The following is a 23,101-nucleotide window of genomic DNA, read 5'->3' on the forward strand; positions in this document are numbered from 1 at the left end:
GTTGGCGCGATGTTCCTTGGGAGGGTCCGGGGCGGCTCGGACTATGGCTACCGCTCATCCTGAGGAGGGACTGAGCCTGGGAGGGTTCCCATGAAAGTAATACTTTCATGGGGCCCGCGAAGGCCCGCCTCGAAGGACCGTCCTTCGAGACGCCGTTTCGACAAGCTCGCAAGTTTACCCTGAGCGCCTGCCCTGGCAGGCAGTCGAAGGGGCTCCTCAGGATGAGCGGTGGAGATCTGTTCATTAGCTCGAATAATACATGTCGTATTCGACCGCGCTCGGAGTCGTCTCCCAGCGCATCTGCTCCTCCCACTTCAATTCGATGTAGGAATCGATCTGGTCGTCGCTGAACACGTCGCCTTTGGTCAGGAACGAGCGGTCGGAATCGAGCGCGATCAGCGCCTCGCGAAGCGATCCGCAGACGGTCGGCACCGTTTCGAGCTCGGCCGGCGGTAGATCGTAGAGGTTCTTGTCGATCGGATCGCCCGGGTGGATACGGTTCTGGATTCCGTCGAGCCCGGCCATCAGCAGCGCCGCATAGGCCAGATAGGGATTGGCGAGCGGATCGGGGAAGCGGAACTCGACGCGCTTGGCTTTTTCGCCGGTGCCATAGGGGATTCGGCACGAGGCGGAGCGATTGCGGCTCGAATAAGCGAGCAGCACCGGCGCCTCGTAGCCCGGGACGAGGCGCTTGTAGCTGTTGGTGGTCGGGTTGGTGATCGCGTTCAAGGCCCGCGCGTGGCGTATCACGCCGCCGATGAAATAGAGGCAGGTCTCGCTAAGGCCCGCATAGCCGTTGCCGGCGAAGAGCGGCTTGCCGCCCTTCCAGATCGACATGTGGGTGTGCATTCCGGAGCCGTTGTCGGTCTTGATCGGCTTGGGCATGAAGGTCGCCGACTTGCCATAGGCCTGGGCGACCATGTGAACGACATATTTGTAGACCTGCATCCGGTCGGCGGTGGTCACCAGCGAACCGTAGGTGAGGCCGAGCTCATGCTGCGCGGCGCCGACCTCGTGGTGGTGCTTGTCCATCGGCAGCCCCATTTCGAGCATCGTCGAAACCATCTCGGCGCGGATGTCCTGCGCCGAATCGACCGGCGCGACCGGGAAATAGCCGCCCTTGGCGCGTGGCCGGTGGCCGAGATTGCCGCTCTCATATTTGGTGTTGGTGTTGGTCGGCAGCTCGATATCGTCGAGCGAGAAGCCGGAGGCGGCGTAGCCGTCCTCGAAGCGGACGTCGTCGAACATGAAGAATTCGGCCTCGGGGCCGACATAGATTTCGTCGCCGATTCCGGTCGCCTTCAAATAGGCCTCGGCGCGCTTGGCGGTCGAGCGCGGATCGCGGGCGTAGAGCTCGCCGGTGCCGGGGTCGACGATGTCGCAGAAGAGGATGCCCATCGGGGTCGCGCTGAACGGATCGACGTACCAGGCGTCGAGATCGGGCTTGAGCACCATGTCGCTCTCGTTGATCGCCTTCCAGCCGGCGATCGAGGAGCCGTCGAACATCAGCCCGTCGGTCAGCTCGTCCTCGCCGAGCACGCCCGCGCACATGGTGAGATGCTGCCACTTGCCCTTGGGATCGGTGAAGCGGAGGTCGACCCACTCGATCTCGCCATCCTTGATGCTCTTGAGGATCTTGCCCGCGTCGTTCGCCATGTCGTCTGCCCCCCGGATGGATGCCTGGTGATGGCGCCTTCCATCCGACGGCGCGCCGTCATCGTCCAGCGCCCGACTCGGCGGGTGAATAATTCAACAGCTCAGTAGGGGCGGCGGCGGGCGGCGACGAGCATCCGAAGAAGCATCGCCACGGGCCGCGGCACGCCGACCTTGCCGTCGAGCCACAGGCTGACGGTCGAGCGGCTGACCCCGATCGCGTTGGCGATGTCGGCCTGGGTCTCGTAGCCGAGCGTGCGCATCGCCGCCTTCAGCTCGGCCGGGGACATTGAGGCGAGGCGGGGGTCTTCCATGGCTTTTGCTTACCCACACTCGTCATTCCCGCGAAAGCGGGAATCCAGCTTCTTCATCTCCAAGGCTGTGCCCAAGCTGGACCCCCCGCTTTCGCGGGGGCGGCGAAAACACTAGATCGCGTCGCTCCCCCGCTCGCCCGTGCGTATCCGCACCGCTTCCTCGATCGCCGAGACGAAGATCTTGCCGTCGCCGATGCGCCCGGTATGCGCGGCGCCGGCGATCGCCTCCACCACGCGCTCGGCGAGCCCGTCCTCGACCACCACCTCCAGCTTCACCTTGGGCAGGAAGTCGACGACATATTCGGCGCCGCGATAGAGTTCGGTATGGCCCTTCTGGCGGCCGAACCCTTTAGCCTCGATCACCGTGATCCCCGACACTCCGACCTCGTGAAGCGCCTCCTTCACCTCGTCGAGCTTGAACGGCTTGATGATCGCCTCGATCTTCTTCACGCGAATCTCCAATCCCTTCTTCTGTGCGGTCTCCGCGTCTCCGCGCGCAATAAAAAAGAGGCGTCAGGCCTCGTTCATCGGTGCGCCGGTAAATGGCTCCGCAGGAGCCAATTCGAACGAGAGATATGAGGAGCCGCGCCATGCGCAAGATGTCGATCCTGCTTGCAGCGAGCCTTGCCGCTTTGTCCGCCTCCGCGCCCGCGGCGGCGCCGGACCGCGAGGCGGAGCTGGAGCGTGCGCTCCACGGCCGCGTGGCGGGCGAGCCGGTCCACTGCATCGACATGCACCGGGTCCGGGGCAGCACGATCATTCCCGGAACGGCGGTGATCTATGACGCCGGAAGCATCCTCTATGTGAACCGGCCCGATTCGGGCGCCGACTCGCTCGACCGGTGGGACATGCTGGTGACTCGGCTCTACACGTCCCAGCTGTGCAACACCGACACGGTCGACCTGATCGAGCAGGGATCGCACGCTTATTCGGGTATCCTCTTCCTCGGCGATTTCGTGCCTTACCGCCGGGTCCAGACCAGCGACGTCCGCTAGGGTCCGGAATCAATCAGGCTGGGTTGTTTTTCGTTCGATTACCAGAGTCATCCCGGCGGAAGCCGGGACCCATGAACACGGTATTCGAGGTGAAGCGAGATCGCCGCCGCCAGTCCTCGATCGCTTCGGTTCATGGATCCCGGCTTTCGCCGGGATGACTCCCTGGATTTGCAGCTGCAGCCGGACTTTCTCGTTCAGTACGGACCCAAGCAAGCGCCGATCCCTCCCAAATCGAGCCGCGCCGGGCCGCGCCTTTGTTGACGCACGATCTCAACGCGCTAGGAGCCGTCGCGGGGTGGCTTTGTATTCGCGTCCGGCTGCACTGTCGGCGCAGGACGGAATATTGAATGGCCGAGAGCCCAGGCTTTGACCAGCACGTCGCCGATCCGCGTTTCCAGCTGCTGATCAACGCGGTCAGCGATTACGCGATCTACATGCTCGAGCCGACCGGCCACATCGCGACCTGGAATCCGGGTGCGCGACGCTTCAAGGGCTATGAGGCGGCCGAGGTCATCGGCAAGCATTTCTCCCAGTTCTTCACCGAGGAGGACCGCGCCAACGGTCTGCCCGGGCACATTTTGCGCACCGCCGCCGAGGAAGGCCGCTTCGAATCCGAAGGCTGGCGCGTGCGCAAGGACGGCACTCGCTTCTGGGCCCAGGTGGTGGTCGATCCGATCCGGGCGGAGGACGGCGCGCTGCTCGGCTTCGCCAAGATCACCCGCGACGTCACCGACCGGCTCGACGCGCAGCGCGCCCTGTTCGAGAGCGAGCAGCGCTTTCGAATGCTCGTCCAGGGCGTGCGCGATTATGCGCTCTACATGCTCGATCCCGACGGGCGCGTGTCGAACTGGAACACCGGTGCGGCGGCGATCAAGGGCTATAGCGAGAAGGAGATCGTCGGCCAGCATTTCTCCCGCTTCTATACCGAGGAGGACCGCGCCGACGGCATGCCGCAGCGCGCGCTCGAAACGGCGCTGAGGGAGGGAAAATACGAGAACGAGGCCTGGCGCGTGCGCAAGGACGGCACGCGCTTCTGGGCGCACGTGGTCATCGATCCGATCTTCGACGGCGACGGCAAGCTCACCGGCTTCGCCAAGATCACCCGCGACATCACCGAGAAGAAGCGCGCCCAGGAGGAGCTGGAGGAGGCGCGCGCCGCCTTGTTCCAGTCGCAGAAGCTCCAGGCGCTGGGCGAGCTGACCGGCGGCATCGCCCACGATTTCAACAATCTCATCACCGTCATCCGCGGGTCCGCGGAAATGCTGAAGCGCCCCGATCTCGATCCGCAAAAGCGGGAGCGATATCTCGAGGCGATCGTCGAGACCTCCGATCGGGCGGCGTCCCTCACCGGCCATTTGCTCGCTTTCGGCCGCCGCCAGGCGCTCAAGCCCGAAGTGATCGACCTCAACGTCCGGCTCGACGCGCTGGCCGAGGTGCTCGGCCGGATGCTCGGCAGCCATATCGAGGTGAAGCTCGATCTCGCGCGCGACCTGTGGCGGGTGGAGGCCGATCCGGCGCAGCTCGAATCCGCCTTGCTCAACGCTGCGATCAATGCCCGCGACGCGATGCCTGAAGGCGGAACGATCACGCTTTCGACCGCCAATTGCGAGAAGGCCGGCGAGGTCTGCGTGGCGGTCACCGATACCGGGGAGGGGATGGAGCAGGAGGTGCTCGACCGCGCCTTCGAGCCTTTCTTCACCACCAAGTCGGTCGGCAAGGGCACGGGACTCGGCCTCAGCCAGATCCACGGTTTCGCGGCCCAGACGGGGGGAAGGGCGGAGATCGAATCGGCGCCGGGCCGGGGGACGACGGTCCGGGTCTATCTGCCGAGCACCGAAAAGGCCGCCGGCGCCGCCGAGCCGGAGCGCGCCCTCGCCGCCGGGATTCACGGCAAGGCGATCCTTCTGGTCGAGGACAACGATCTGGTGCGCAATTTCGCCGAAGGGGTGCTCGCCGATCTCGGCTACGAGGTCGCCAGCGTCGGTTCGGCCGAAGAGGCGCTCGACTGGCTCGGCGGCAACCGCGCCGATCTGGTCTTCTCGGACATCGTCATGCCGGGCACCAACGGGATCGAGCTCGCCCGCCGGGTCCGCGCCGAACATGCCGGGCTGCCGGTGCTGCTCGCCACCGGCTACAGCGAAGACCTGCTCAAGGGCGCGGCGGGCGAGTTCAAGGTCATCTCCAAGCCCTACGGCCCGCTCGACCTGGCCGAGGCGGTGGCCGCCGCGCTTTAGAGTGGCTGTGGGCTATTTATTCCGCTCATCCTGAGTAGCGGCTGAGCCCGGCGAAGAGAAGACGCGTATCGAAGGACCGGCCACCTGCGGCGTTGGACCTTCACCCCACCCAAGGCCTCGGCGAGAGCTTGGCGCCGCGTCGCGAAAGGCGCGGGGCCTCAGGCGTAGGGCGGGGAATCGAGCCCGGCCGGGCTCCTGGTGAAGATCTCGCAGCCGTCCTCGGTGATCCCGATCGAATGCTCGAACTGGGCGGAAAGGCTTCGATCGCGGGTGACCGCGGTCCAGCCGTCGTCGAGGATCTTGGAGGCGGACTTGCCGATGTTGATCATCGGCTCGATGGTGAAGAACATGCCCGGCCGAAGCTCGGGCCCGGTGCCGGGGCGGCCGGCGTGGACCACCTCCGGAGCGTCGTGGAAGACTCGCCCGAGGCCATGGCCGCAAAAGTCGCGCACGACCGAATAACGCTGCGCCTCGGCGTGGGTCTGGATGGCGTGGCCGATGTCCCCGAGCCGGTTGCCGGGCCTGGCCTGCGCGATTCCGAGCATCAGGCATTCGTAGGTGGCCTGGACCAGCTTGCGCGCCTTGATGCCGACGTCGCCGACCAGGTACATCCTGCTGGTGTCCCCGTGCCAGCCGTCGAGGATCGGGGTCACGTCGATATTGACGATGTCCCCGTCCTTCAGCGCCCGGTCCCCGGGAATGCCGTGGCACACGACATGGTTGATCGAGGTGCAGCAGCTCTTGGTGTAGCCGCGATAGCCCAGAGTCGCGGGAACCGCGCCGGCTTCGATCGTCATCCGGTGGACGATGTCGTCCAGCTCCTGGGTGGTGACTCCGGGAACGACGTGGGGGACAAGCGCGTCGAGGATCGATGCCGCCAGCTGTCCCGCGGCGCGCATCCCCGCGAAGCCGTCGGGACCGTGCAGCTTGATCGCTCCGTGGCGGCCGACGACGGCGGATTCGGTGTCGAGAAGGTGGGTGTCCATGCCGCCTATATAATCCGCGAGTGGTAAATTTGCACCCACCCGCTAGAGGTTGGTCATGACTTCCGAGCGGATCTGGACGGCGGCGCTTCTCGTGATCGGCGACGAGATCCTGTCGGGCCGCACCCAGGACAGGAACGTCGCCCAGGTCGCCCAGTGGCTGAACCTTCAGGGGATCAGGCTCGCCGAGGTGCGAGTCGTCGGCGACGAGATGGGGCGGATCGGCGATGCGCTGAACGCGCTTCGCGCCGCTTATGATTACGTCTTCACCACCGGCGGCATCGGCCCGACTCACGACGACATCACCGTCGACGCGATCGCCGCCGCGCTCGGAGTCGACGTGATCGTCCATCCCAAGGCGCGGGAGACGCTCGAAGCCTATTACGAAAGCCGCGGCGGGATCACCGAGGCGCGGCTGCGCATGGCGCGCGTGCCGCAAGGCGCCGAACTGATCGAAAATCCGATGTCCGGAGCGCCCGGAATCCGGCTCGGCAATATCTTCATCCTCGCGGGCGTGCCCTATATCGCCGGGCTGATGCTGGAGGCGCTGTCGGGCCGGCTTGAGGGCGGCAAGCCGCTGCTTTCGGTGACGGTGGGTTGCTGGGCGCCGGAGAGCGAGGTGGCCGACGTGCTTCGCGAGACCGAAGCCGCCCATCCCGGTTGCCAGATCGGCTCCTACCCCTTTTTCCGCGAGGGGCAGGTCGGCGCCAATTTCGTCATCCGGGGCGTGGAGGCGGCGCTGATCGCCGCCTGCCGGGAAGATCTGCAAGGGCGGCTCGAGGCCGGGGGGAGAAAAGTCGTCGCCGAAGTCGTTTAGGGCGACGATAACACAGATTAAGGTATTTCCATGGACCGCGCTTTCACCTGGTTCTCCAGCAAGATCTCCTTCCTCTCCGGCCAGCCTTTGGCCTTCGTGCTGGCGGTCCTGACGATCCTGGTCTGGGGTGTCACGGGCCCGCTCTTCGCCTTCTCCGACACCTGGCAGCTGGTGATCAACACCGGCACGACCATCGTCACCTTCCTGATGGTCTTCCTCATCCAGAACAGCACCAACCGCGACGCCGCGGCGATGCAGGCCAAGCTCGATGAGCTGCTTCGCGCGGTGACCAGGGCGCGCAGTGAGTTCATCGGCATCGAGCATCTGTCGGAAAAGCAGCTCGAGGAGATTCGCGGCGCGCTGGAGAAGGAAGCGGGCGTCGGCAAGGACAAGGAGCGCAAGGCCAGCCGGACGGTCGAATCCCTACTCAGGCGGCGCTAGGCATTCGTCATTGCGAGCGTAGCGAAGCAATCCAGACCGCACTGGATTGCCGCGCCCCTACGGGGCTCGCAATGACGGTGCTGGGTTGGAGAAGCGCGCTGGAGCGGGTGAAGGGAATCGAACCCTCGTCGTAAGCTTGGGAAGCTTCTGCTCTGCCATTGAGCTACACCCGCTTCGTCCTTCATCTAGGCAAGGGCCGCGCGGACGGCAAGCATCGAGCGATTTCGAGCCGGTTGGGACAGCCGGCGGCTCGGAAATCGCGATCGGGAAAGCTAGAGCGATCCACGCAGTGGACTCGCTCTAGCGGTAGCGCAGGTCGCTCGCGCTCAGCGCCTTCTTGTCGGCGGCGCCGTCGGCATATTTGAGGTTGGTATAGCCTTGGCCCGAGAGGCGGGCGCCGAAGGTACGCTCTTTGCCGGGCGCGAGGCGACGAAGGTCGAACTCTTGCTCGAACTGGATGCCCATCCGCTTGCCCTCGGCCCAGCGCACCTCCGCGCCGAGGCTTCCGCAGCCAGGCAGATCGAGCTGGACCTGCGAGCCCGGCGGCAGCACGCGGTCGCCCTCGAGCAGGGCGCCGCCGGTCGAGATGTTGCGCACGCGGACGCCGATGTTCATCCCGTTCCACTGCAGGCTGGCGACCTTGAGCAGGCCCTGGCGGGGCGGGCGATTGAACTGGAAGCCATCGGCGGTCACCGCCTCGTTCTGGGCGGCGAGCTTGCCGGCCTCGTCGCAATGCATCGGCCGGCCGAAGATATAGCCCTGGATGTGGCTGCAGCCGAGCTCGCGTATCAGGGTCAGTTCGTCGTGGGTCTCGGCGCCCTCGGCGGTCGTGTCCATTCCGAGGCTCTCGGCGAGGGTGACGATGGCGCGGATGATGGCGGCGTTGCGGCTGCCCTGCTTGGCGGCGCCGCGGACGAAGCTCTGGTCGATCTTGATCTTGTCGAACGGCGCCTTCTTGAGATAGCCGAGGCTGGAATAGCCGGTGCCGAAATCGTCGAGAGCGAGGCGAACGCCGAGCTGCTTCAGCTTGGCGAACATATCGTCGGTCGATTCGCTTTCGACCAGGAACACGCCCTCGGTGATCTCCAGCTCCAGCTGGCGCGGCTGGATCTGCGAATTGGCCAGAGCGCTCATCACGATCGCCGGCAGGTTCGGATCGACGAACTGGATCGGCGAGAGGTTGACCGCGATCCGGATATGCTCGGGCCACTTGCTCGCCTCGGTGCAGGCGGTGCGAAGCACCCATTCGCCGATCTGCGGGATTAGGCCGCTTTCCTCGGCGAGCGGGATGAACAGCGACGGGCTGATCACGCCGCGCGAGGCATGGTGCCAGCGGACCAAGGCCTCGAAGCCGGAAAGCGCCTCGGTCTGCGCGTTGACCACCGGCTGGTAGACGAGCTGGAGCTCGCCGCGACCGATCGCCTTCCTGAGGTCGTTCTCCAGGATCTGCCGGTCCTGCGCCTCGCTGTGCATCTCGGGCGCGAAGAAGCAGAAGGTGCCGCGCCCGGCGGCCTTGGCCGAATAGAGCGCGAGGTCGGCGTTGCGGATCAGGGCGTCGGCGCAGCAGCCCTCGGCCGGGGCGATGGCGATCCCGACCGAGGCGCCGATCGAGATGTTATGTCCCTCAATCGAATAGGGCATCGACACCTGCTGGATCAGCCGCTCGGCCAGGGCCGCGAGGCTGCTCGCGTCGCTCAAAGTCGGAAGCACGGCCTCGAACTCGTCGCCGCCGAGCCGGCCGATCTGCCCCTTCTCGCCAATCACGTTGGTGAGGCGCTGGGCAACCTGCTTGAGCAAGGCGTCGCCGATCGGGTGGCCGAGCGTGTCGTTGACGTTCTTGAACCGGTCGAGGTCGATCAGGAACAGGGCGCAGCCGCCGGCGGTGGTCGGCTTCTGGTTCTGCAGCGCCTCGTCGAGCGTCCGGCGCATCAGCGCGCGGTTGGGCAGGCCGGTCAGCGAATCGTATTTGGCGAGCCGGTTGATCTCGTCCTCGGATCGGCGCTGCTGAGTAAGGTCGGTGCCGATGCCGCGAAAGCCGAGGAATCGGCCGTGCTCGTCGAAGCTCGGCGTGCCCGACAGCGACCACCAGATTTCCGCGCTGGTATTGGCCGGCACGGTGATGTCGGTGAAGGGCAGCCTCGCCGAAAGGTGAAAGCCCAGGGTCCGCTCCGACGCGTCGGTATCGGCGCGGTCGTCGGTGCCGATCAGCTCGGTGAAGGGCCGGCCGATGAGGTCGTCGGCGCTGGTCTTGAAGTGGGCGGCGAGATGCTCCGAGACGTAGGAGAGCGCGCCGCGGCCGGACGTTTCCCAGAACCAGCCGCGGCCCGATTGCTCGAACTCCTCGATGAAGCGCGCCGCCCGCCGGGCGTTCCAGTGAACCTCCATCCGCCGCTTCAGCAGGGCGGCCTGGTCGCAGGTGCGCTTGAGGCTCAGCCAGATGAGACAGACCGAAAGCGACGCGGCCACGACTCCTGCCTGAGGATCGCGCGACAGAAGGAAGATCTTGAGGCCGCAGCCGAGGCAGCCGAGCAAAGTGAGGCCGGGAAAGGTCAGGAAGGCTACCGGGAGCGCGATGATCCCGCCGACCAGCGCGATGTCGAGGACGAGCGGGTCGCTCGCCGCGCCCGGGGCCGCCCAGGCGACCGCGCCCCAAAGGAGGTTGGCGAGGATCACATAGGCCGCCGCCCCGCGGGTCGCGACGTGGGGGACGAGGCTCGAAACCTTGCGCTTGCGGAACCATAGCCAGGCGAAGAGGTCGAGCCCGATCATCTGGCACAGCGGCACCGCGACCAGCGGCGGAATTCCGCTTCCGAGATCGTACACGATGGCCGCGGCGGCGACGAGATGCGCGAGAAGCACGAAGAACGGAACCTGGTCGAGGGCCCGGACTCGCTCGCGCGCGGCCCCCATCTCGTCGTCTTCCAGAGAGCGGAAGTCGCGCACGAAAAGCCCGGCAAAGGAGAGAGTCTCCCCGGCCTCGCTCAGTGCGGAATCTCGGTACCTTCGGCTGCCTGGCATGCGCGACGCACATAGCGCACGCGCCTTAAGATTTTGTTTGCCGGGGGAGGGGGTTATCGGCCTTGCGGCGCCTCGCCCGTGCGGGCCGTCCGCCCGCGGCATTCGGCGCGGTCCGGGTGGCGCTCGCAGCGCCGGGCGATCCGCCCCTCGCGCTCCTCGGCCTCGCGGATCTCGCGGCCGCGGCGCTGGTCGGCCTCGGCCTGGCTGGTGGTCAGCGCGTCGACCCCGGCGCCGGCGACCTTCACCGGCAGGGTCACCACGTCGATCGCCGTCCGGGCGAGGCAGCCCTGGAGCAGCAGGGCGAGGGGAGCGGCAAGGAAAAGGGTACGCATAAGCTAAGGACTCTAGCCGAACGGGGTTGATCCGTGGTGAACGGAGACATCGCTCATTGCGACGACACGCTCCCTCTTCCGGGCAGCCGAAGCGACGATTCTCGACATCTGCGCATCGCGCCGCCGAAAGATGGTGATCCCGCGGAAGCGGTGATTGGTCGATTTCCACATGCCGATCGTCGCCTCCTGCTCGAAGGCGTCTTTTCGATACATCGGAAGCACTTGGTCGAGCCATACGACGTGAGCGCCCGTCGGGAGGCGCTGAAGCGCTCGCATGACCACGTTGCGCTTGATCATCGTGGTTTGGTAATGGTTCGCGTCCTCGATGCTGTAAGGCGGGTCGGCGAGCACCAGATCGTATTCCTCCAGCGGCACGCGGGTAAGGGTCTGCGCGTCATCGACGTAGGTGGGCTTGAGCTCCCGGTTGATGTCCACCGTGTCGCCGGGAAAGACGGATGTGTCGACCATTCCGCTGAACAGGTGGAGCACCCGCTTTTTATCGGGAAAAAGAGCCTTGACCCGCTTCAGATAGCCGGCCGGGTAGCCGCCATAATAAGTGGATTTGACCCGGTAGTCATTGCCCATGATCCACGTGCCGACAACGCGCCCCTCCGGGCCTACGAACAAGCACTTGGGAAAACCGGTCTCTGTGGCATAGTTGGCGATACGATCTTCCCAGTCCATGGCGTGCCCTTTCACTGCGGGCTTCCCACGGTACGCAGATTCGCGAAAAGTACAACGGGGTCGCCGCATCTTTTTGGGAGTGGATATGCTAGTCACATTGAACTCGGCTGAGACCGCCCGTCTTTTTCAGCAGGACCCCTCGACCAGGTCGGACGGGGGATGGCAAAAGCTCCTGGTGAGCCTCCAGGAGAAGGTGAACACCGCCACTGGGGAAATCGATCTGGACGCCGACGACCTGGAGAAAATCCCCCGCTACGCGTTTGACTATCATCAGGGAGGCTGGGAAGACACCTTGATCTCTGTTTTCTCACGCACTCTCGGACCGAAACTAGGGCGTCCGTAGCGAAGAGCTGGACGTGGGCGGGGACCTGCTCGCGGCAGTTCGCAAGCAAATTGCCGACTGTCTCGACGGGCAAAGTTGACCCTGTCACGGCTATCGACGCCCCGCCCGGAACCGCAATTGGTAAGGCCCGGCGGGCACACCCTCGACACTCTTGAAATTCATATAGGGAGGACTGTTCAGCCAGACCTCGTAGGAGCGGCCCGAAACGGCGGCACAGCGGAGGGTGAAGGTGCGACCGTCGCGTGACTGAGCGGGGCGCGAGGAGCCGCAGTCCGGATAGCTCTCGGGCGCTACCTGCACGAAGGAATAGCTGCCAGCCTGCATCGGCCGGTCGAACGTCACCGAGAGCTCGAACGGCCCCGGCGCTATGGCGGCGCCCTGCGCGGGCGAGGTCGCAGTCACTCTCGGCGAGGCCGGCAGCGAATGCGAGGTCGCCCCTTCACCATCAATCATGGTCCAGCCTCCTATGGCCGCAACGAAGAGCAGGATCATAAAAGCCCCCAAGCTCCATGGAGAGAACGAGCGGCTTCCGCTCGCGGCCTCTCGATCAGGCCCGACTCCATCAACGCCGCAGGCGTCTTCGCTGCCAACCTCCATTTTCTTGGCTACAGAATATTTGGGGAGGTCGTGCCCGGCAGCCGCGAATAGGCGGGCGGCCTCCCGGCTGCTGGTAACGCCGAGCTTGCGCCGTGCTTCGCGCAGCCGCTCGTTCACGGCATGGACCGAGACGTCGAGGCTTCGCGCTGCGCTCTTCGCGTCGTGCCCCTGAGACAGGAGCCGAAGAACCTGGCGTTCGCGCTCCGAAAGCCGGGCCAGGCCATCGCTCACCTTAGGCCCGCGCCCCCTCGATCATCCCCGCGCTGTTGTGGCGCAGGGCTTTCAGGACCGTTTCGACGATCGCGTCGGCGTCCAGGCCGGCTTCGGCATATTGCTTTTCGGGCTTGTCGTGGTCCTGGAAGGCGTCGGGGAGGCGCATGGTGCGCAGCTTGAGGCCGGCGTCGATCAGGCCGGCATCGCTGGCCATGGTCAAAACGTGGGCGCCGAGGCCGCCGATCGAGGCTTCCTCGACGGTGACCGCGACCTCGTGGGTGGCGAGGAGGTGGCGGATCAGCGTCTCGTCCAGCGGCTTGGCGAAGCGAAGGTCCGCGACCGTCGTCGAGAGGCCCTTGCCGTCGAGCGCGTCGGCGGCCTTGAGCGCCTCGGCGAGCCGGGTGCCGAGCGAGAGGATGGCGACCTTCTTGCCCTCGCGGACGATCCGGCCCTTGCCGATCTCGAGCCGCTCGGGCGCCTCGGGAAGAGCGACTCCGGTGCCGTTGCCGCGCGGATAGCGAACGGCGATCGGCCCGCTGTCGTGGAGCGCCATGGTGTGGACCATGTGGACCAGCTCGGCCTCGTCGGCGGCGGCCATGACGACGAAATTGGGCAGGGTCGCGAGGTAGGTGACGTCGAAGCTTCCGGCATGGGTCGCGCCGTCGGCGCCGACCAGGCCGGCGCGGTCGATGGCGAAGCGCACCGGCAGATTCTGGATGGCGACGTCGTGGACGACCTGATCGTAGGCGCGCTGGAGGAAGGTCGAGTAGATCGCGCAGAACGGGCGCATCCCCTGCGCGGCGAGGCCGGCGGCGAAGGTCACGGCGTGCTGCTCGGCGATTCCGACGTCGAAGGTGCGATCGGGGAATTTCGCCTGGAACCTGTCGAGCCCGGTGCCGGCCGGCATCGCCGCGGTGATGGCGACGATCGTCTCGTCGCGCTCCGCCTCGGCGACCAGCGCCCTGGCGAAGATTCCGGTATAGGATGGCGGGCCCGGCTCGGCCTTGGCCTGCTCGCCGGAGATGACGTCGAACTTCTGCACGCCGTGATATTTGTCGGCCGCCGCCTCGGCCGGCGCGTAGCCCTTGCCCTTCTGGGTCACGACGTGGACCAGCATCGGCCCTTCGTCGGCGTCGCGCACGTTCTCGAGGATCTTGACCAGCCGCTCGACATTGTGGCCGTCGACCGGCCCGACATAATAGAAGCCGAGCTCCTCGAAGAGCGTGCCGCCGGTCCACATGCCGCGGCTATATTCCTCCATCCGCCGGGCCATGACGTGGAGGCGCTGCGGAAGCATCCGGGCGAACTTCTGGGCCAGGCCGCGAAGAGTCAGATATTTGCCCGAGGAGACGAGCCGGGCGAGATAGTGGGAGAGGCCGCCGACCGGCGGAGCGATCGACATATCGTTGTCGTTGAGGATCACGATCAGGCGGTTGCCCGCGGCCTGGGCGTTGTTCATCGCCTCATAGGCCATGCCGGCGGACATCGCGCCGTCGCCGATCACCGCGATCGCCCGGCCCGGCTTGTCCGCGAGCTTGTTGGCGACGGCGAAGCCCAAGGCGGCCGAGATCGAGGTCGAACTGTGCGCGGCGCCGAACGGGTCGTATTCGCTCTCGCTTCGCCGGGTGAATCCCGACAGGCCGCCGCCCGTGCGCAAGGTGCGGATGCGATTGCGGCGGCCGGTGACGATCTTGTGCGGATAGCATTGGTGGCCGACGTCCCAGACCAGCCGGTCGGCCGGCGTATCGAACACGTAATGGAGCGCGACCGTCAGCTCGACCACGCCGAGCCCGGCGCCGAGATGGCCCCCCGTCACCGACACCGCCGAGATCGTCTCCGCGCGTAGCTCGTCGGCGAGCTGGCGAAGCTGCTCCCTGTCGAGCTTGCGGATATCGGCCGGAGTCTCGACCCGGTCGAGCAGCGGGGTTGCGGGGCTATCGCTCATGGCTGTTCCTCTTGCCGGCCCACATAAGCGCCGCCGCCATCGAAGTCATGAGGGAAAGCTGAGCAATTTCCGTCGCCGCCCGCGCCTCGCGCACTCCCCTCAGCCTGAACGCGTTTCGGGGCCCGGCTCTCCACCGCCGCGAGGCTCGTGGCTGGATGCTGGAACGACCCTGAATCGGGTTCCGGGTTCGGCGCGTCCGGCGCGGAAGTTTCCGAAGTTTCCGCTTCCCTGGCGAAGAAAAAACCGCCTTGCTCCGCCTTCAGCGTCGCTTCCAGAATGTCCTCGTCCAGCATCGAGGTGTCGAGGCCTCCGGCGAAGCCGAAATAGCTATCGCGCCGGGCGCAGGCGCCGATTATCTCTTCGGCTCGCTCGCGAGCGTCCTCCTCGCTCCGCCCCTTCATCGCGGCTTCCTCGGCCTCGGTCAGCGAGCGGCGATACTCCTCCTCGCCGACGACCCCGTCCTCGACTCCGTCGAAATCCTCGGGCGGCGGGAAGCGGGTCCACCAAAAGCCTCCGTCCTCGTCCTCCCAGACGTCGTCGTCGCCGGTCTCGTCCTCCTCCTCATCCTCGGCGGCGGCGTCCTCGGCCATCCTTTCGTCCTGCTCCTTCTGCCAGGCGGGGCGGATGTCGGGCAGCGGCGTGCCGTGCTCCATCGCCTCGACCCAAGGCTCCCAATTGGCCGCGACGGCGGCGGCCTCCGGCGGCTCGTCGAGCAGATGCTCGGTCTTGCCCAGCAGGTAGATGAGCAGGCGGTTGTCGAAGACCCTCTCCTCGCTCTTCAGCTCGCCATGATAATAATGGCGCTTGATCGTGCCCTCGATCGCCCGCTCGTAGGCGGTGGCGTGGAGGCCGCGGGCGCCGAAGCGCTGGGCGGCGGCGCAGGCGAGATCGAAGGAGCGGGCGTCGGCGCGGCGGCGGGTGCGGTTCACCGCCTGGGGGGACACGCCGATCCGCTGCGCAGCCACGTGGATCAGGCCGGTGTCCGCCAGCGCCTCGACGAACTCGCGCTGCTTTGCGGGCGTGAGGCCGTCGCTTCGATAGCGGAGCGGGACGGGCGCGAAAGCGAGCGCGTCGCGGGCGTCCGCGCCGGATCGGTTGGGAGGAGAGGCGGGCTCATCGGCCGCCGCCTCGAAGGCGGATGCATCGTCAGATGCGAATCGGTTCTCGGTCATTCGATATTATGAACCATAAAGGTTGATATCGGCAAGAGGCGCGTGAGAATTTTTAACCGGTCATGCACGAACGCGGGGGCTGGCCGGGTGAGACGGGGCATGACGATTGGGGGAAAGCTGCCGAAGCGTGTATGCGCTATGCGTCGGTCAGCGGCCGAGCATCATGATGGAGCCCCGAGATGGTTGACCTCGTTCGCGCCCAGATCGTCGACACGAATGACCCGGCCGGCCGCGGGCGGGTGAAGATCGTCGTCCCAGAGATGACCGGGGAGGCCTCGCTCTGGGCCGAGACGTTGCGGGCGGGAGGTAGCAAGGCGCCCGCCTACAAGCTCAAGGACGTGGTGATGGTCGCCTTCGAAGGGGGCGACCCGAACCGTCCGATCGTGCTGGGGGCGCTGGGCGGGGCGCCTCGACCCTAGGTCTAATGGATGTTCAGCCGCCGGCTCTCTGTGTGGAAATGGGGCGTTCCCTTTCCGTCACCCCCGCCAAAGCGGGGGTCCAGCTTTCCTCCTCCCGCCTGGCCCTACAGAAGCTGGATTCCCGCTTTCGCGGGAATGACGATGGAAATTGCGTGTCGATACGGCCTTGCGAAGGCCTATTCCCCCTCGCACTCCCCGCAGGTGCCGTGGACCTCGATCACCGGGCGCTGGGCCTTGAAGCCGGCCGCCCTGGCCGCGTCGCGCACGCCGCCGGAGAGGCGGTCGTCGTCGATATGCTTGGCCTGGCCGCAACTGTCGCAGATCAGGAAGATGCAATCGTGAAGGCAATCGGGGTGGTCGTTGGCGACATAGGCGTTCACGCTCTCCACGCGCCGGGCGAGATTGGCGCCGACGAACAGATCGAGGATCCGGTAGACGCTGTTGGCGGCGACTCGGCGGCCCTGATCGCCGGACACCTTCTCGGCGATGTCGTAGGCGCTGGCCGGCTTGTCGAAGCTCGCCAGCGCCTCGAACACCGCGGAGCGCATCGCCGTCCACTGCTCGCCGGCTTTCTCCATCGTCTCCTGGGCGACGTTGGACAGGTCTGCGCCGGAGTGGCTGTGGTGGACGTGGGCCATGGAGGAGGAATGTAGTCGCTGAGGGGGGGTGGAACAAGCGGCGTAGCCTGAGTTTCCTGCATCATAGGAGTCACCCCGGCGAAGGGGCACCCCGCAAAGTATTACTTTGCGGGGACCCCGCAGGCCGGGGCCCATGAACCGAAGCGGTCGAGGGACGGCACGGCGGCTTGCGTCTCTTCCTCGAACTCGGTGTTCATAGGTCCCGGCCTTCGCCGGGATGACTCCCTTAAATAAGATCACCGCGCGGCGAAGGCCGGGGCCCATGAACCGAAGCGGCCGAGGGACGGCACGGCGGTGTGCGTCTCTCCTTCGAGCACGGTGTTTATGGGTCCCGGCCCCTTCGACTGCCTGCCAAGGCAGGCGCTCAGGACATGCTTCGCCGGGATGACTCTTCTTTGAATCAGATCACCGCGCGTCTTTGAATCAGATCACCGCGCGGCGATTGAGGTCGTGGCCGAGGGCGAGGACGAGGACTCCGATCACCGAGATGACGATCTCCTCGAGGCCGTGGGGGAAGGTCAGCGAACCGGCCATCGTGCCGAGGCCGAGGCTTCCGATCGCCACCGGCAGAAGGAAGCCGTGGCGCATCGCTCCGCCGCCGAGGCCGATCATGCCGAGGGCCATGGCCATGACCAGGCCGATTTCGTGGATTCGCGGATCGACCAGCAGGCCGCCGGCCGAGGCGAGCATCATCACCAGAACCGCGGTTCCGACGCAGTGGACGAGGCACAGGCCCGACAGGCCGATGGCCAGCCGGTCGATCCTTCCATTGGCGGTGAGGCTTGCGAACATGCGTTTTCGAATCCTTGACGCGCCTATACGGCCAGGCGACGCACGTTACAACATTACATTTTCGAATTGGTTGCAGCGGGGTTGGCTGAATGAGGACGGCGTGCCTCCGGTTGGCAAGGGCCGGGCGCTCGGCCATAGGCCGGCGCATGTTGGCACGCCCCGATACGCCCGCTCCCCGGCCGCGCGCCATCGCCGCCTGGCTGCTGATCGTCGCCGCTCTGGTCTTCGCGATGGTCGTCGTCGGCGGGATCACCAGGCTCACCGAATCCGGGCTGTCGATGGTCCGCTGGGAGCCGGTTTCGGGGGCGGTGCCGCCGCTGAACGGCGCGCAGTGGCAGGCCGAGTTCGACCGCTACAAAGCCAGCCCGCAATATGAGCAGATGAACCGCGGGATGAGCCTCGGCGATTTCAAGGCGATCTATTTCTGGGAATATCTCCACCGGCTGCTCGGCCGGCTGATCGGGCTCGCCTTCGCCTTGCCCTTCGCCTGGTTCGCCTGGAGGCGCGCAATCCCGCCGGGTGCGGCGTGGAAGCTGGGCGGCATCCTGGCTCTGGGAGCGCTGCAGGGGGCGATCGGCTGGTGGATGGTCGCCTCGGGCCTGGTCGACCGGCCCGATGTGAGCCACATCCGCCTCGCCGTCCACCTGCTCACCGCGCTGGCGATCTTCGCCGGCCTGATCTGGGTGGCCCTGGACCTGAAGGCGCGCTCGCGGATCCCCTTGCTCGGAATCTGGACGCTGTGCGCCCTGTTTCTCCAGTTCATGTTCGGCGCCTATGTCGCCGGGCTCGACGCCGGCTACGCGTTCAACACATGGCCGACGATGGGCGGCGCGCTCTATCCGGCCGGCGCGGAGTGGATGAGCCCGGCGATCCGCAACTTCGTCGACAACCCGATCACCGTCCAGTTCGTCCACCGCTGGCTCGCCTTCGCCGTCGCTGCCCTGGCGATCGCGCTGGCGATCAGGGGCTGGAAAGCGCGCCTTGCGTGGGAATCGACCGCGCTGGCTCTGGCCGTCGCCGCGCAGGTGATGCTCGGAATCCTGACGCTCGTTTCCGGAGTGATGATCGAGATCGCGGTGAGCCACCAGGCGATGGCCGTGCTGCTGCTGGCGATGACCCTGGTCACCGCCCACCGGCTCGGGGAGGCGCGGGCATGAGCGATCTCGCGCGTGGCTCGATCGTCAGCGTCTACGCAACCTTCCCCAGCGAGGAGGAGGCGAAGCGGATCGGCCGGACGCTGGTCGAGGAGCGGCTGGCGGCCTGCGTGAACATTCTCGGCGCCTGCCATTCGATCTATCGCTGGGAGGGGAAGATCGAGGAGGCGGGAGAGGTCGCGGCGATCTTCAAGACCGCCGCCGACGGGGCGCAAGCGCTGATCGCCCGCCTCGCCGCGCTTCACAGCTACGACGTGCCGGCCGCGGTGGTCTGGCCCGTCGGCGAGGCGCCGGACGACTATCGCGATTGGGTGATCGAAAGCATAGGGTAACATAATACCTCTCACGAAACGCCCGCTTTTCCTTGACTTTCGCCCCCTCCTTAGCCAAATGCCCGCCGTCCGCGCCGCTCGCATCGAGCGGCGCTGCTCATTTCAAAAGAGGTCTGGCCCCATGAAGGCGCTGATGAAGACCACCAAGTCGGCCAAGCCGCGCGAGGTGGAGAAGAAATGGCATCTGATCGATGCCGACGGGCTGGTCGTGGGGCGTCTCGCCTCGATCGTCGCCAACATCCTGCGCGGCAAGCACAAGCCGAGCTTCACCCCGCACGTCGATTGCGGCGACCATGTCGTCATCGTCAACGCCGACAAGGTGCGCTTCACCGGCAAGAAGCTGCAGGACAAGATCTATTACAAGCACACCGGCTATGCCGGCGGAATCAAGTCGATCACCGCCGGCAAGGTGCTCGAGGGCCGCTTCCCCGAGCGCGTGCTCGAAAAGGCGATCGAGCGGATGATCCCTCGCGGGCCGCTGGGGCGCGACCAGATGCGCGCGCTTCATCTCTACAACGGCACCGAGCATCCGCACGGCGGCCAGAACCCCGAAACTCTCGACGTCGCGGCGATGAACCGCAAGAACAAGGTGGGTGCCTGATGTCCGACAATCGTCAATCCCTGTCCGACCTCGCCAAGCTGACGGCCGAGCCGGAGGCGCCCGCCGCCGAGGCCCCCGCGGCCGAAGCCGCCGACGCTCCCGCCGCCGAGGCTGCCGAGGCCCCCGCGCCCGTCGAGGCCGCCGAGGCTCCCGAGGCGCCGGCCGCCGCCGAGACCGCTCCGGCCCGCGAAGGCCGCGACGATCGCGGTGACGGCCGCGGCCGCCGCGAGAAGCCCGAGGACGAGAACAAGGACGGAGTCCTCACCCAAGGCCCGCAGATCCAGGCGGTGCTTCGCGAGCAGCAGCTCGACAAGCAGGGCCGCGCCTATGCCACCGGCCGCCGCAAGGACGCGGTCGCCCGGGTCTGGCTTAAGCCCGGCACCGGCAAGATCATCGTCAACGGCCGCGACCAGGAGGTCTATTTCGCCCGTCCGACGCTTCGCCTGGTCATCAACCAGGTGTTCGACATCGCCGACCGCAAGGGCCAGTACGACGTCGTCGCCACGGTCTCGGGCGGCGGCCTTTCCGGCCAGGCCGGCGCGGTCCGCCACGGAATCTCGACCGCCCTCACCCGCTACGAGCCGGCGCTGCGCACGACGGTCAAGCGCGAGGGCTTCCTCACCCGCGATCCGCGAGTCGTCGAGCGCAAGAAATACGGCAAGGCCAAGGCCCGCCGCAGCTTCCAGTTCTCGAAGCGCTAAGGCGTTCTGGACGACACAGATCGGGCGGCCCGGAGCGATCCGGGCCGCCTTTTCTATTGGGGAATATTGACCGGGGCGGCTATCGCCACGTCAAAGCGAACCACGGCGCGCGACTATGCCACGCCCTGCGGCGCGGGAGTCAACGGTGGCGTCGGCTGGCTGCTCAAACCCGCCGGGCATAGTAGAGCGAACTGGGATTCCTGCCCGCAGCCGATAAATTCTGTTACGGTGGTTTCTCCATCTTCGGGAAAGGGCGGAACGATGACCGACTTCGTAGGTAAGGACGTCAAGTACAACTTCCTGAATAAGCTCGATCCTCTTCCCAAAATGATCCAAAAGGCCCTGGAATTGTATCACACGGACGAACAGCCGGGTCCGGGAGACAATCCCGTCATCATGGCGTGGGTCAAAGAGCTTGGCGACCCGGACGTGAAGTCGGTCTACACCGCAGATTCCGTCGCCTGGTGCGGCCTGTTCATGGCCGTCGTCGCCAAGAGAGCGGGGAAGCCTGGCGTTGAAAAGCCCTTGTGGGCGCTCAACTGGGGCCATTTCGGCACCAAGGCCGGGCAGCCGATGCTGGGGGACGTGCTGACGTTCATCCGGCCGGAAGGGGGCCATGTCGGCCTCTACATCGGCGAGAGCCAGGCAAGCTTTCACGTGCTTGGCGGAAACACCTCCGATACCGTGACTTTCGCCGAGATTGCGAAAACGCGGCTGCGCGCCGTGAGGCGTCCGCCGTACAATGTCCAGCCCGCGACGGTGAAGCCTTACCTCCTGGGCAGCAATGGTAAGTTCTCGACCGACGAAGCCTGACCGCGGCAACGCTTGCCGAGTTCGCCCGGAAGCGGATAGGCTCGGCCGTGGTCAAGCATCGCGCCGATCAATTGCTCGTCGACCGCGGCCTCGCGGAGAGCCGGGCGAAGGCGCAGGCGCTGATCCTCGCGGGGCTCGCCTATTCGGGCGAGCGCAAGATCGAGAAGGCCGGGCAGCCGCTTGCCGCCGACGCGCCGCTGGAGGTGCGCGGCAAGGAGCATCCCTGGGTCTCGCGCGGGGGGATCAAGCTCGCTCATGCGCTCGATCACTTCGGCTGGGACGTCTCCGGCGCGACCGCGCTCGACGTCGGCAGCTCGACCGGCGGCTTCACCGACGTGCTTCTGCACAAGGGCGCGGCGAAGGTGTTCGCGGTCGATGTCGGCACCAACCAGCTCGCCTGGAAGCTTAGGCAGGACCCGCGAGTCAGCGTCCACGAGCAGACCAACGCCCGCTATCTCACGGCCGAGACGGTCCCCGAGCCGGTCGACATCATCGTGTGCGACGCGAGCTTCATCGCCTTGGCCAAGGTGCTCGACACCGCTCTCGATCTCGCCAGGCCGGACGGGCGGCTGATCGCCCTGATCAAGCCGCAGTTCGAGGCCGGGCGCGCCGAGATCGGCAAGGGCGGCGTGGTGCGCGACGGCGCGGTGCACGAGCGGGTCTGCGCCGAGGTCGCGCACTGGCTCCGATCGCGCGGCTGGGAGGTCGAGGGCGTGGTGCCGAGCCCGATCACCGGCCCGGAAGGCAATGTCGAGTTCCTGATCGCGGCGCGAAAAGGCGGGCAAGCTGAGACACTTTGATACAAGCCCCCTCTCGACAGCCGCCGAAAATTCGTGATTGAGCGGCGCAAAGAAGGTTCAAGCGTGACTCGCACTGTCTTCATTTTCCTCCTCGCCGCACTCGCCGCGGCGTGCAGCGGCGGCGGCGCCAAGGAGCGCGACCGCCAGGCGCCGCTGGTCAAGGCCGAGCCGGCGGCGACGATGACCTTCGTCGATCGGATCGAGGCGGTCGGCACCGCCCGCGCCAACGAGCAGGTGACTCTCTCCGCCCCGGTCACCGAGCGGATCGTCCGCCTCAACTTCGACGACGGCGCCTTCGTCCGCTCGGGCCAGGTGATCGCCGTGCTTCGCCAGGCGGAGCAGACCGCCGAGCTGAGCGAGGCCAATGCTCGGGCGCGCGAGGCGCAGCAGCAGCTCCAGCGGATCGAGCAGCTCAAGGGCCGCGGCTTCGCCACCCGCTCCGATTATGACACGAGGGTCGCCACCGCCGCCGCGGCGCGGGCCCAGCAGCAGGCGATCCAGGCGCAGATCGGCGACCGCGTGATCCGCGCGCCCTTCTCCGGCTGGGTTTCCCTTCGCACCATCTCGGTCGGAGCGATCGCCGGCCAGGGCACGGAGATCGCGACGGTCAGCGACCTTTCGACGATCAAGCTCGATTTCACCGTTCCCGAGACGATGCTGGCCGCGATCCGCGAGGGACTGACGATCGAGGCGCTATCGGCCGCCTATCCCGGCCGGCCTTTCCACGGAATCATCCAGACGATCGACCCGGTGATCGATCCCAACACCCGCGCGGTCACCGTCCGAGCCCGCCTGCCCAATCCCGATCGGCTGCTTCGGCCGGGGATGATGATGCGGGTGGCGATCCAAAGCGCCAGCCGATCGGGCCTGTCGGTGCCCGAGCTCGCAGTGCTCGGCGAGGGCGACGCGCGCTACGTATTCGCGATCGGCCCGGGCGGTCGGGTCCACCGGATGCCGGTCAGGACCGGCGCCCATCTCGGCGGGCGGGTCGAGATCCTCGCCGGGCTGAGGCCGGGCCAGAAGGTGGTGACCGAGGGGATCATCAAGGTCGCCGACGGGATGCAGGTGCGGCTCGCGGGGCAAGGCGGCGGCCGGGCCGCGGGGCGTTAG

The 23,101-nt window shown here is 66.5% G+C and carries 25 protein-coding genes, 1 tRNA gene and 1 pseudogene; 14 read left to right on the top strand and 13 right to left on the bottom strand.

Features of this window, described 5'->3' with window-relative positions; translation table 11 throughout:
• Window positions 1-243: 243 nt before the first annotated feature.
• The 3 genes from glnA to E6G92_01670 form a co-directional block, all read right to left on the bottom strand.
• The gene (glnA, locus tag E6G92_01660) at window positions 244-1,656 is read right to left on the bottom strand and encodes a type I glutamate--ammonia ligase (protein ID TMJ18577.1); all 1,413 of its coding nucleotides are present in this window, start codon (window positions 1,654-1,656) and stop codon (window positions 244-246) included.
• Between the two features lie 101 nt (window positions 1,657-1,757).
• Complete coding sequence (locus tag E6G92_01665; protein TMJ18578.1) at window positions 1,758-1,967, bottom strand: transcriptional regulator; 210 nt, start codon at window positions 1,965-1,967, stop codon at window positions 1,758-1,760.
• Window positions 1,968-2,078: 111 nt separating this feature from the next.
• Window positions 2,079-2,417: a P-II family nitrogen regulator gene (locus E6G92_01670; GenBank protein ID TMJ18579.1), complete on the bottom strand. Its 339-nt coding sequence runs from the start codon at window positions 2,415-2,417 to the stop codon at window positions 2,079-2,081.
• A 140-nt stretch (window positions 2,418-2,557) separates the two neighbouring features.
• On the opposite strand from E6G92_01670, the gene E6G92_01675 reads away from it, so the two are divergent.
• On the top strand, window positions 2,558-2,962 hold the full coding sequence (locus tag E6G92_01675) for a hypothetical protein (GenBank protein ID TMJ18580.1): 405 nt from the start codon (window positions 2,558-2,560) through the stop codon (window positions 2,960-2,962).
• Window positions 2,963-3,309: 347 nt separating this feature from the next.
• Window positions 3,310-5,196, top strand: coding sequence for a PAS domain S-box protein (locus tag E6G92_01680; GenBank protein ID TMJ18581.1), 1,887 nt, complete (start codon window positions 3,310-3,312; stop codon window positions 5,194-5,196).
• A 158-nt stretch (window positions 5,197-5,354) separates the two neighbouring features.
• On the opposite strand, the gene map is transcribed toward E6G92_01680, so the two are convergent.
• The gene (gene map / locus E6G92_01685) at window positions 5,355-6,182 is read right to left on the bottom strand and encodes a type I methionyl aminopeptidase (protein TMJ18582.1); all 828 of its coding nucleotides are present in this window, start codon (window positions 6,180-6,182) and stop codon (window positions 5,355-5,357) included.
• 55 nt (window positions 6,183-6,237) lie between these two features.
• On the opposite strand from map, the gene E6G92_01690 reads away from it, so the two are divergent.
• Together E6G92_01690 and E6G92_01695 are read left to right on the top strand one after the other, a co-directional pair.
• The gene (locus E6G92_01690; GenBank protein TMJ18583.1) at window positions 6,238-6,996 is read left to right on the top strand and encodes a competence/damage-inducible protein A; all 759 of its coding nucleotides are present in this window, start codon (window positions 6,238-6,240) and stop codon (window positions 6,994-6,996) included.
• A gap of 30 nt (window positions 6,997-7,026) precedes the next feature.
• On the top strand, window positions 7,027-7,437 hold the full coding sequence (locus E6G92_01695; protein TMJ18584.1) for a low affinity iron permease family protein: 411 nt from the start codon (window positions 7,027-7,029) through the stop codon (window positions 7,435-7,437).
• 99 nt (window positions 7,438-7,536) lie between these two features.
• On the opposite strand, the gene E6G92_01700 is transcribed toward E6G92_01695, so the two are convergent.
• The 4 genes from E6G92_01700 to E6G92_01715 form a co-directional block, all read right to left on the bottom strand.
• Window positions 7,537-7,610: transfer RNA gene (locus E6G92_01700), tRNA-Gly, on the bottom strand.
• A 127-nt stretch (window positions 7,611-7,737) separates the two neighbouring features.
• Window positions 7,738-10,557 carry an EAL domain-containing protein gene (locus tag E6G92_01705; GenBank protein TMJ18585.1) on the bottom strand — a complete coding sequence of 940 codons (2,820 nt, stop codon included), beginning with the start codon at window positions 10,555-10,557 and terminating at the stop codon, window positions 7,738-7,740.
• Window positions 10,509-10,787: a hypothetical protein gene (locus tag E6G92_01710; protein ID TMJ18586.1), complete on the bottom strand. Its 279-nt coding sequence runs from the start codon at window positions 10,785-10,787 to the stop codon at window positions 10,509-10,511. The genes E6G92_01705 and E6G92_01710 overlap by 49 nt, the downstream gene beginning before the upstream one ends.
• A 12-nt stretch (window positions 10,788-10,799) precedes the next feature.
• The gene (locus E6G92_01715; GenBank protein ID TMJ18587.1) at window positions 10,800-11,471 is read right to left on the bottom strand and encodes a hypothetical protein; all 672 of its coding nucleotides are present in this window, start codon (window positions 11,469-11,471) and stop codon (window positions 10,800-10,802) included.
• A gap of 85 nt (window positions 11,472-11,556) precedes the next feature.
• On the opposite strand from E6G92_01715, the gene E6G92_01720 reads away from it, so the two are divergent.
• On the top strand, window positions 11,557-11,814 hold the full coding sequence (locus tag E6G92_01720; GenBank protein ID TMJ18588.1) for an aspartyl-tRNA synthetase: 258 nt from the start codon (window positions 11,557-11,559) through the stop codon (window positions 11,812-11,814).
• Between the two features lie 90 nt (window positions 11,815-11,904).
• On the opposite strand, the gene E6G92_01725 is transcribed toward E6G92_01720, so the two are convergent.
• The 3 genes from E6G92_01725 to E6G92_01735 are packed head-to-tail and all read right to left on the bottom strand — an operon-like array spanning window position 11,905 to window position 15,741.
• Window positions 11,905-12,642: a hypothetical protein gene (locus tag E6G92_01725; GenBank protein ID TMJ18589.1), complete on the bottom strand. Its 738-nt coding sequence runs from the start codon at window positions 12,640-12,642 to the stop codon at window positions 11,905-11,907.
• A 1-nt stretch (window position 12,643) separates the two neighbouring features.
• Window positions 12,644-14,569 (bottom strand): 1-deoxy-D-xylulose-5-phosphate synthase, encoded by a 1,926-nt coding sequence (locus E6G92_01730; protein TMJ18590.1) that lies wholly within the window; start codon window positions 14,567-14,569, stop codon window positions 12,644-12,646.
• The gene (locus E6G92_01735) at window positions 14,566-15,741 is read right to left on the bottom strand and encodes a hypothetical protein (protein TMJ18591.1); all 1,176 of its coding nucleotides are present in this window, start codon (window positions 15,739-15,741) and stop codon (window positions 14,566-14,568) included. The genes E6G92_01730 and E6G92_01735 overlap by 4 nt, the downstream gene beginning before the upstream one ends.
• A 179-nt stretch (window positions 15,742-15,920) precedes the next feature.
• On the opposite strand from E6G92_01735, the gene E6G92_01740 reads away from it, so the two are divergent.
• A complete protein-coding gene (locus E6G92_01740; protein ID TMJ18592.1) occupies window positions 15,921-16,160 on the top strand; it encodes a hypothetical protein in 240 nt (79 codons plus the stop codon).
• Window positions 16,161-16,336: 176 nt separating this feature from the next.
• Here the strand turns inward: E6G92_01740 and E6G92_01745 are convergent, their stop codons facing one another.
• The gene (locus E6G92_01745; protein TMJ18593.1) at window positions 16,337-16,798 is read right to left on the bottom strand and encodes a transcriptional repressor; all 462 of its coding nucleotides are present in this window, start codon (window positions 16,796-16,798) and stop codon (window positions 16,337-16,339) included.
• Window positions 16,799-17,221: 423 nt separating this feature from the next.
• Window positions 17,222-17,590, bottom strand: coding sequence for a MerC domain-containing protein (locus E6G92_01750; protein ID TMJ18594.1), 369 nt, complete (start codon window positions 17,588-17,590; stop codon window positions 17,222-17,224).
• 188 nt (window positions 17,591-17,778) lie between these two features.
• Here E6G92_01750 and E6G92_01755 point away from each other — a divergent pair, with 188 nt between their 5' ends.
• The 8 genes and pseudogenes from E6G92_01755 to E6G92_01790 all read left to right on the top strand — a co-directional run bounded on the left by E6G92_01755 (window position 17,779) and on the right by E6G92_01790 (window position 23,101).
• Complete coding sequence (locus tag E6G92_01755; GenBank protein TMJ20655.1) at window positions 17,779-18,747, top strand: heme A synthase; 969 nt, start codon at window positions 17,779-17,781, stop codon at window positions 18,745-18,747.
• Window positions 18,744-19,076, top strand: a complete 333-nt coding sequence (locus tag E6G92_01760; GenBank protein ID TMJ18595.1) for a divalent-cation tolerance protein CutA — start codon at window positions 18,744-18,746, stop codon at window positions 19,074-19,076. The genes E6G92_01755 and E6G92_01760 overlap by 4 nt, the downstream gene beginning before the upstream one ends.
• Window positions 19,077-19,197: 121 nt before the next feature.
• Window positions 19,198-19,677, top strand: coding sequence for a 50S ribosomal protein L13 (gene rplM, locus E6G92_01765; protein TMJ18596.1), 480 nt, complete (start codon window positions 19,198-19,200; stop codon window positions 19,675-19,677).
• Window positions 19,677-19,784: pseudogene (locus E6G92_01770) on the top strand (30S ribosomal protein S9). Before rplM ends, E6G92_01770 begins: the two are co-directional and overlap by 1 nt.
• A 171-nt stretch (window positions 19,785-19,955) precedes the next feature.
• A complete protein-coding gene (rpsI, locus tag E6G92_01775; GenBank protein TMJ20656.1) occupies window positions 19,956-20,378 on the top strand; it encodes a 30S ribosomal protein S9 in 423 nt (140 codons plus the stop codon).
• A gap of 261 nt (window positions 20,379-20,639) precedes the next feature.
• Window positions 20,640-21,191, top strand: a complete 552-nt coding sequence (locus E6G92_01780) for a TIGR02594 family protein (protein ID TMJ18597.1) — start codon at window positions 20,640-20,642, stop codon at window positions 21,189-21,191.
• A gap of 47 nt (window positions 21,192-21,238) precedes the next feature.
• Window positions 21,239-21,991: a TlyA family RNA methyltransferase gene (locus E6G92_01785; GenBank protein TMJ18598.1), complete on the top strand. Its 753-nt coding sequence runs from the start codon at window positions 21,239-21,241 to the stop codon at window positions 21,989-21,991.
• A 63-nt stretch (window positions 21,992-22,054) separates the two neighbouring features.
• Window positions 22,055-23,101 carry an efflux RND transporter periplasmic adaptor subunit gene (locus tag E6G92_01790; GenBank protein TMJ18599.1) on the top strand — a complete coding sequence of 349 codons (1,047 nt, stop codon included), beginning with the start codon at window positions 22,055-22,057 and terminating at the stop codon, window positions 23,099-23,101.

The organism is Alphaproteobacteria bacterium, from assembly GCA_005883305.1.
Classification (GTDB): domain Bacteria; phylum Pseudomonadota; class Alphaproteobacteria; order Sphingomonadales; family Sphingomonadaceae; genus Allosphingosinicella.

What these genes read in the sequence shown, in the direction of transcription:
- glnA (TMJ18577.1), bottom strand. Translation starts at nt 1,656, where the DNA reads ATGGCGAACGACGCGGGCAAGATCCTCAAGAGCATCAAGGATGGCGAG.
- E6G92_01665 (TMJ18578.1), bottom strand. Translation starts at nt 1,967, where the DNA reads ATGGAAGACCCCCGCCTCGCCTCAATGTCCCCGGCCGAGCTGAAGGCG.
- E6G92_01675 (TMJ18580.1), top strand. Translation starts at nt 2,558, where the DNA reads ATGCGCAAGATGTCGATCCTGCTTGCAGCGAGCCTTGCCGCTTTGTCC.
- E6G92_01680 (TMJ18581.1), top strand. Translation starts at nt 3,310, where the DNA reads ATGGCCGAGAGCCCAGGCTTTGACCAGCACGTCGCCGATCCGCGTTTC.
- map (TMJ18582.1), bottom strand. Translation starts at nt 6,182, where the DNA reads ATGGACACCCACCTTCTCGACACCGAATCCGCCGTCGTCGGCCGCCAC.
- E6G92_01690 (TMJ18583.1), top strand. Translation starts at nt 6,238, where the DNA reads ATGACTTCCGAGCGGATCTGGACGGCGGCGCTTCTCGTGATCGGCGAC.
- E6G92_01695 (TMJ18584.1), top strand. Translation starts at nt 7,027, where the DNA reads ATGGACCGCGCTTTCACCTGGTTCTCCAGCAAGATCTCCTTCCTCTCC.
- E6G92_01705 (TMJ18585.1), bottom strand. Translation starts at nt 10,557, where the DNA reads ATGCCGCGGGCGGACGGCCCGCACGGGCGAGGCGCCGCAAGGCCGATA.
- E6G92_01710 (TMJ18586.1), bottom strand. Translation starts at nt 10,787, where the DNA reads ATGCGTACCCTTTTCCTTGCCGCTCCCCTCGCCCTGCTGCTCCAGGGC.
- E6G92_01715 (TMJ18587.1), bottom strand. Translation starts at nt 11,471, where the DNA reads ATGGACTGGGAAGATCGTATCGCCAACTATGCCACAGAGACCGGTTTT.
- E6G92_01720 (TMJ18588.1), top strand. Translation starts at nt 11,557, where the DNA reads ATGCTAGTCACATTGAACTCGGCTGAGACCGCCCGTCTTTTTCAGCAG.
- E6G92_01730 (TMJ18590.1), bottom strand. Translation starts at nt 14,569, where the DNA reads ATGAGCGATAGCCCCGCAACCCCGCTGCTCGACCGGGTCGAGACTCCG.
- E6G92_01735 (TMJ18591.1), bottom strand. Translation starts at nt 15,741, where the DNA reads ATGACCGAGAACCGATTCGCATCTGACGATGCATCCGCCTTCGAGGCG.
- E6G92_01740 (TMJ18592.1), top strand. Translation starts at nt 15,921, where the DNA reads ATGGTTGACCTCGTTCGCGCCCAGATCGTCGACACGAATGACCCGGCC.
- E6G92_01745 (TMJ18593.1), bottom strand. Translation starts at nt 16,798, where the DNA reads ATGGCCCACGTCCACCACAGCCACTCCGGCGCAGACCTGTCCAACGTC.
- E6G92_01750 (TMJ18594.1), bottom strand. Translation starts at nt 17,590, where the DNA reads ATGTTCGCAAGCCTCACCGCCAATGGAAGGATCGACCGGCTGGCCATC.
- E6G92_01760 (TMJ18595.1), top strand. Translation starts at nt 18,744, where the DNA reads ATGAGCGATCTCGCGCGTGGCTCGATCGTCAGCGTCTACGCAACCTTC.
- rplM (TMJ18596.1), top strand. Translation starts at nt 19,198, where the DNA reads ATGAAGGCGCTGATGAAGACCACCAAGTCGGCCAAGCCGCGCGAGGTG.
- E6G92_01780 (TMJ18597.1), top strand. Translation starts at nt 20,640, where the DNA reads ATGACCGACTTCGTAGGTAAGGACGTCAAGTACAACTTCCTGAATAAG.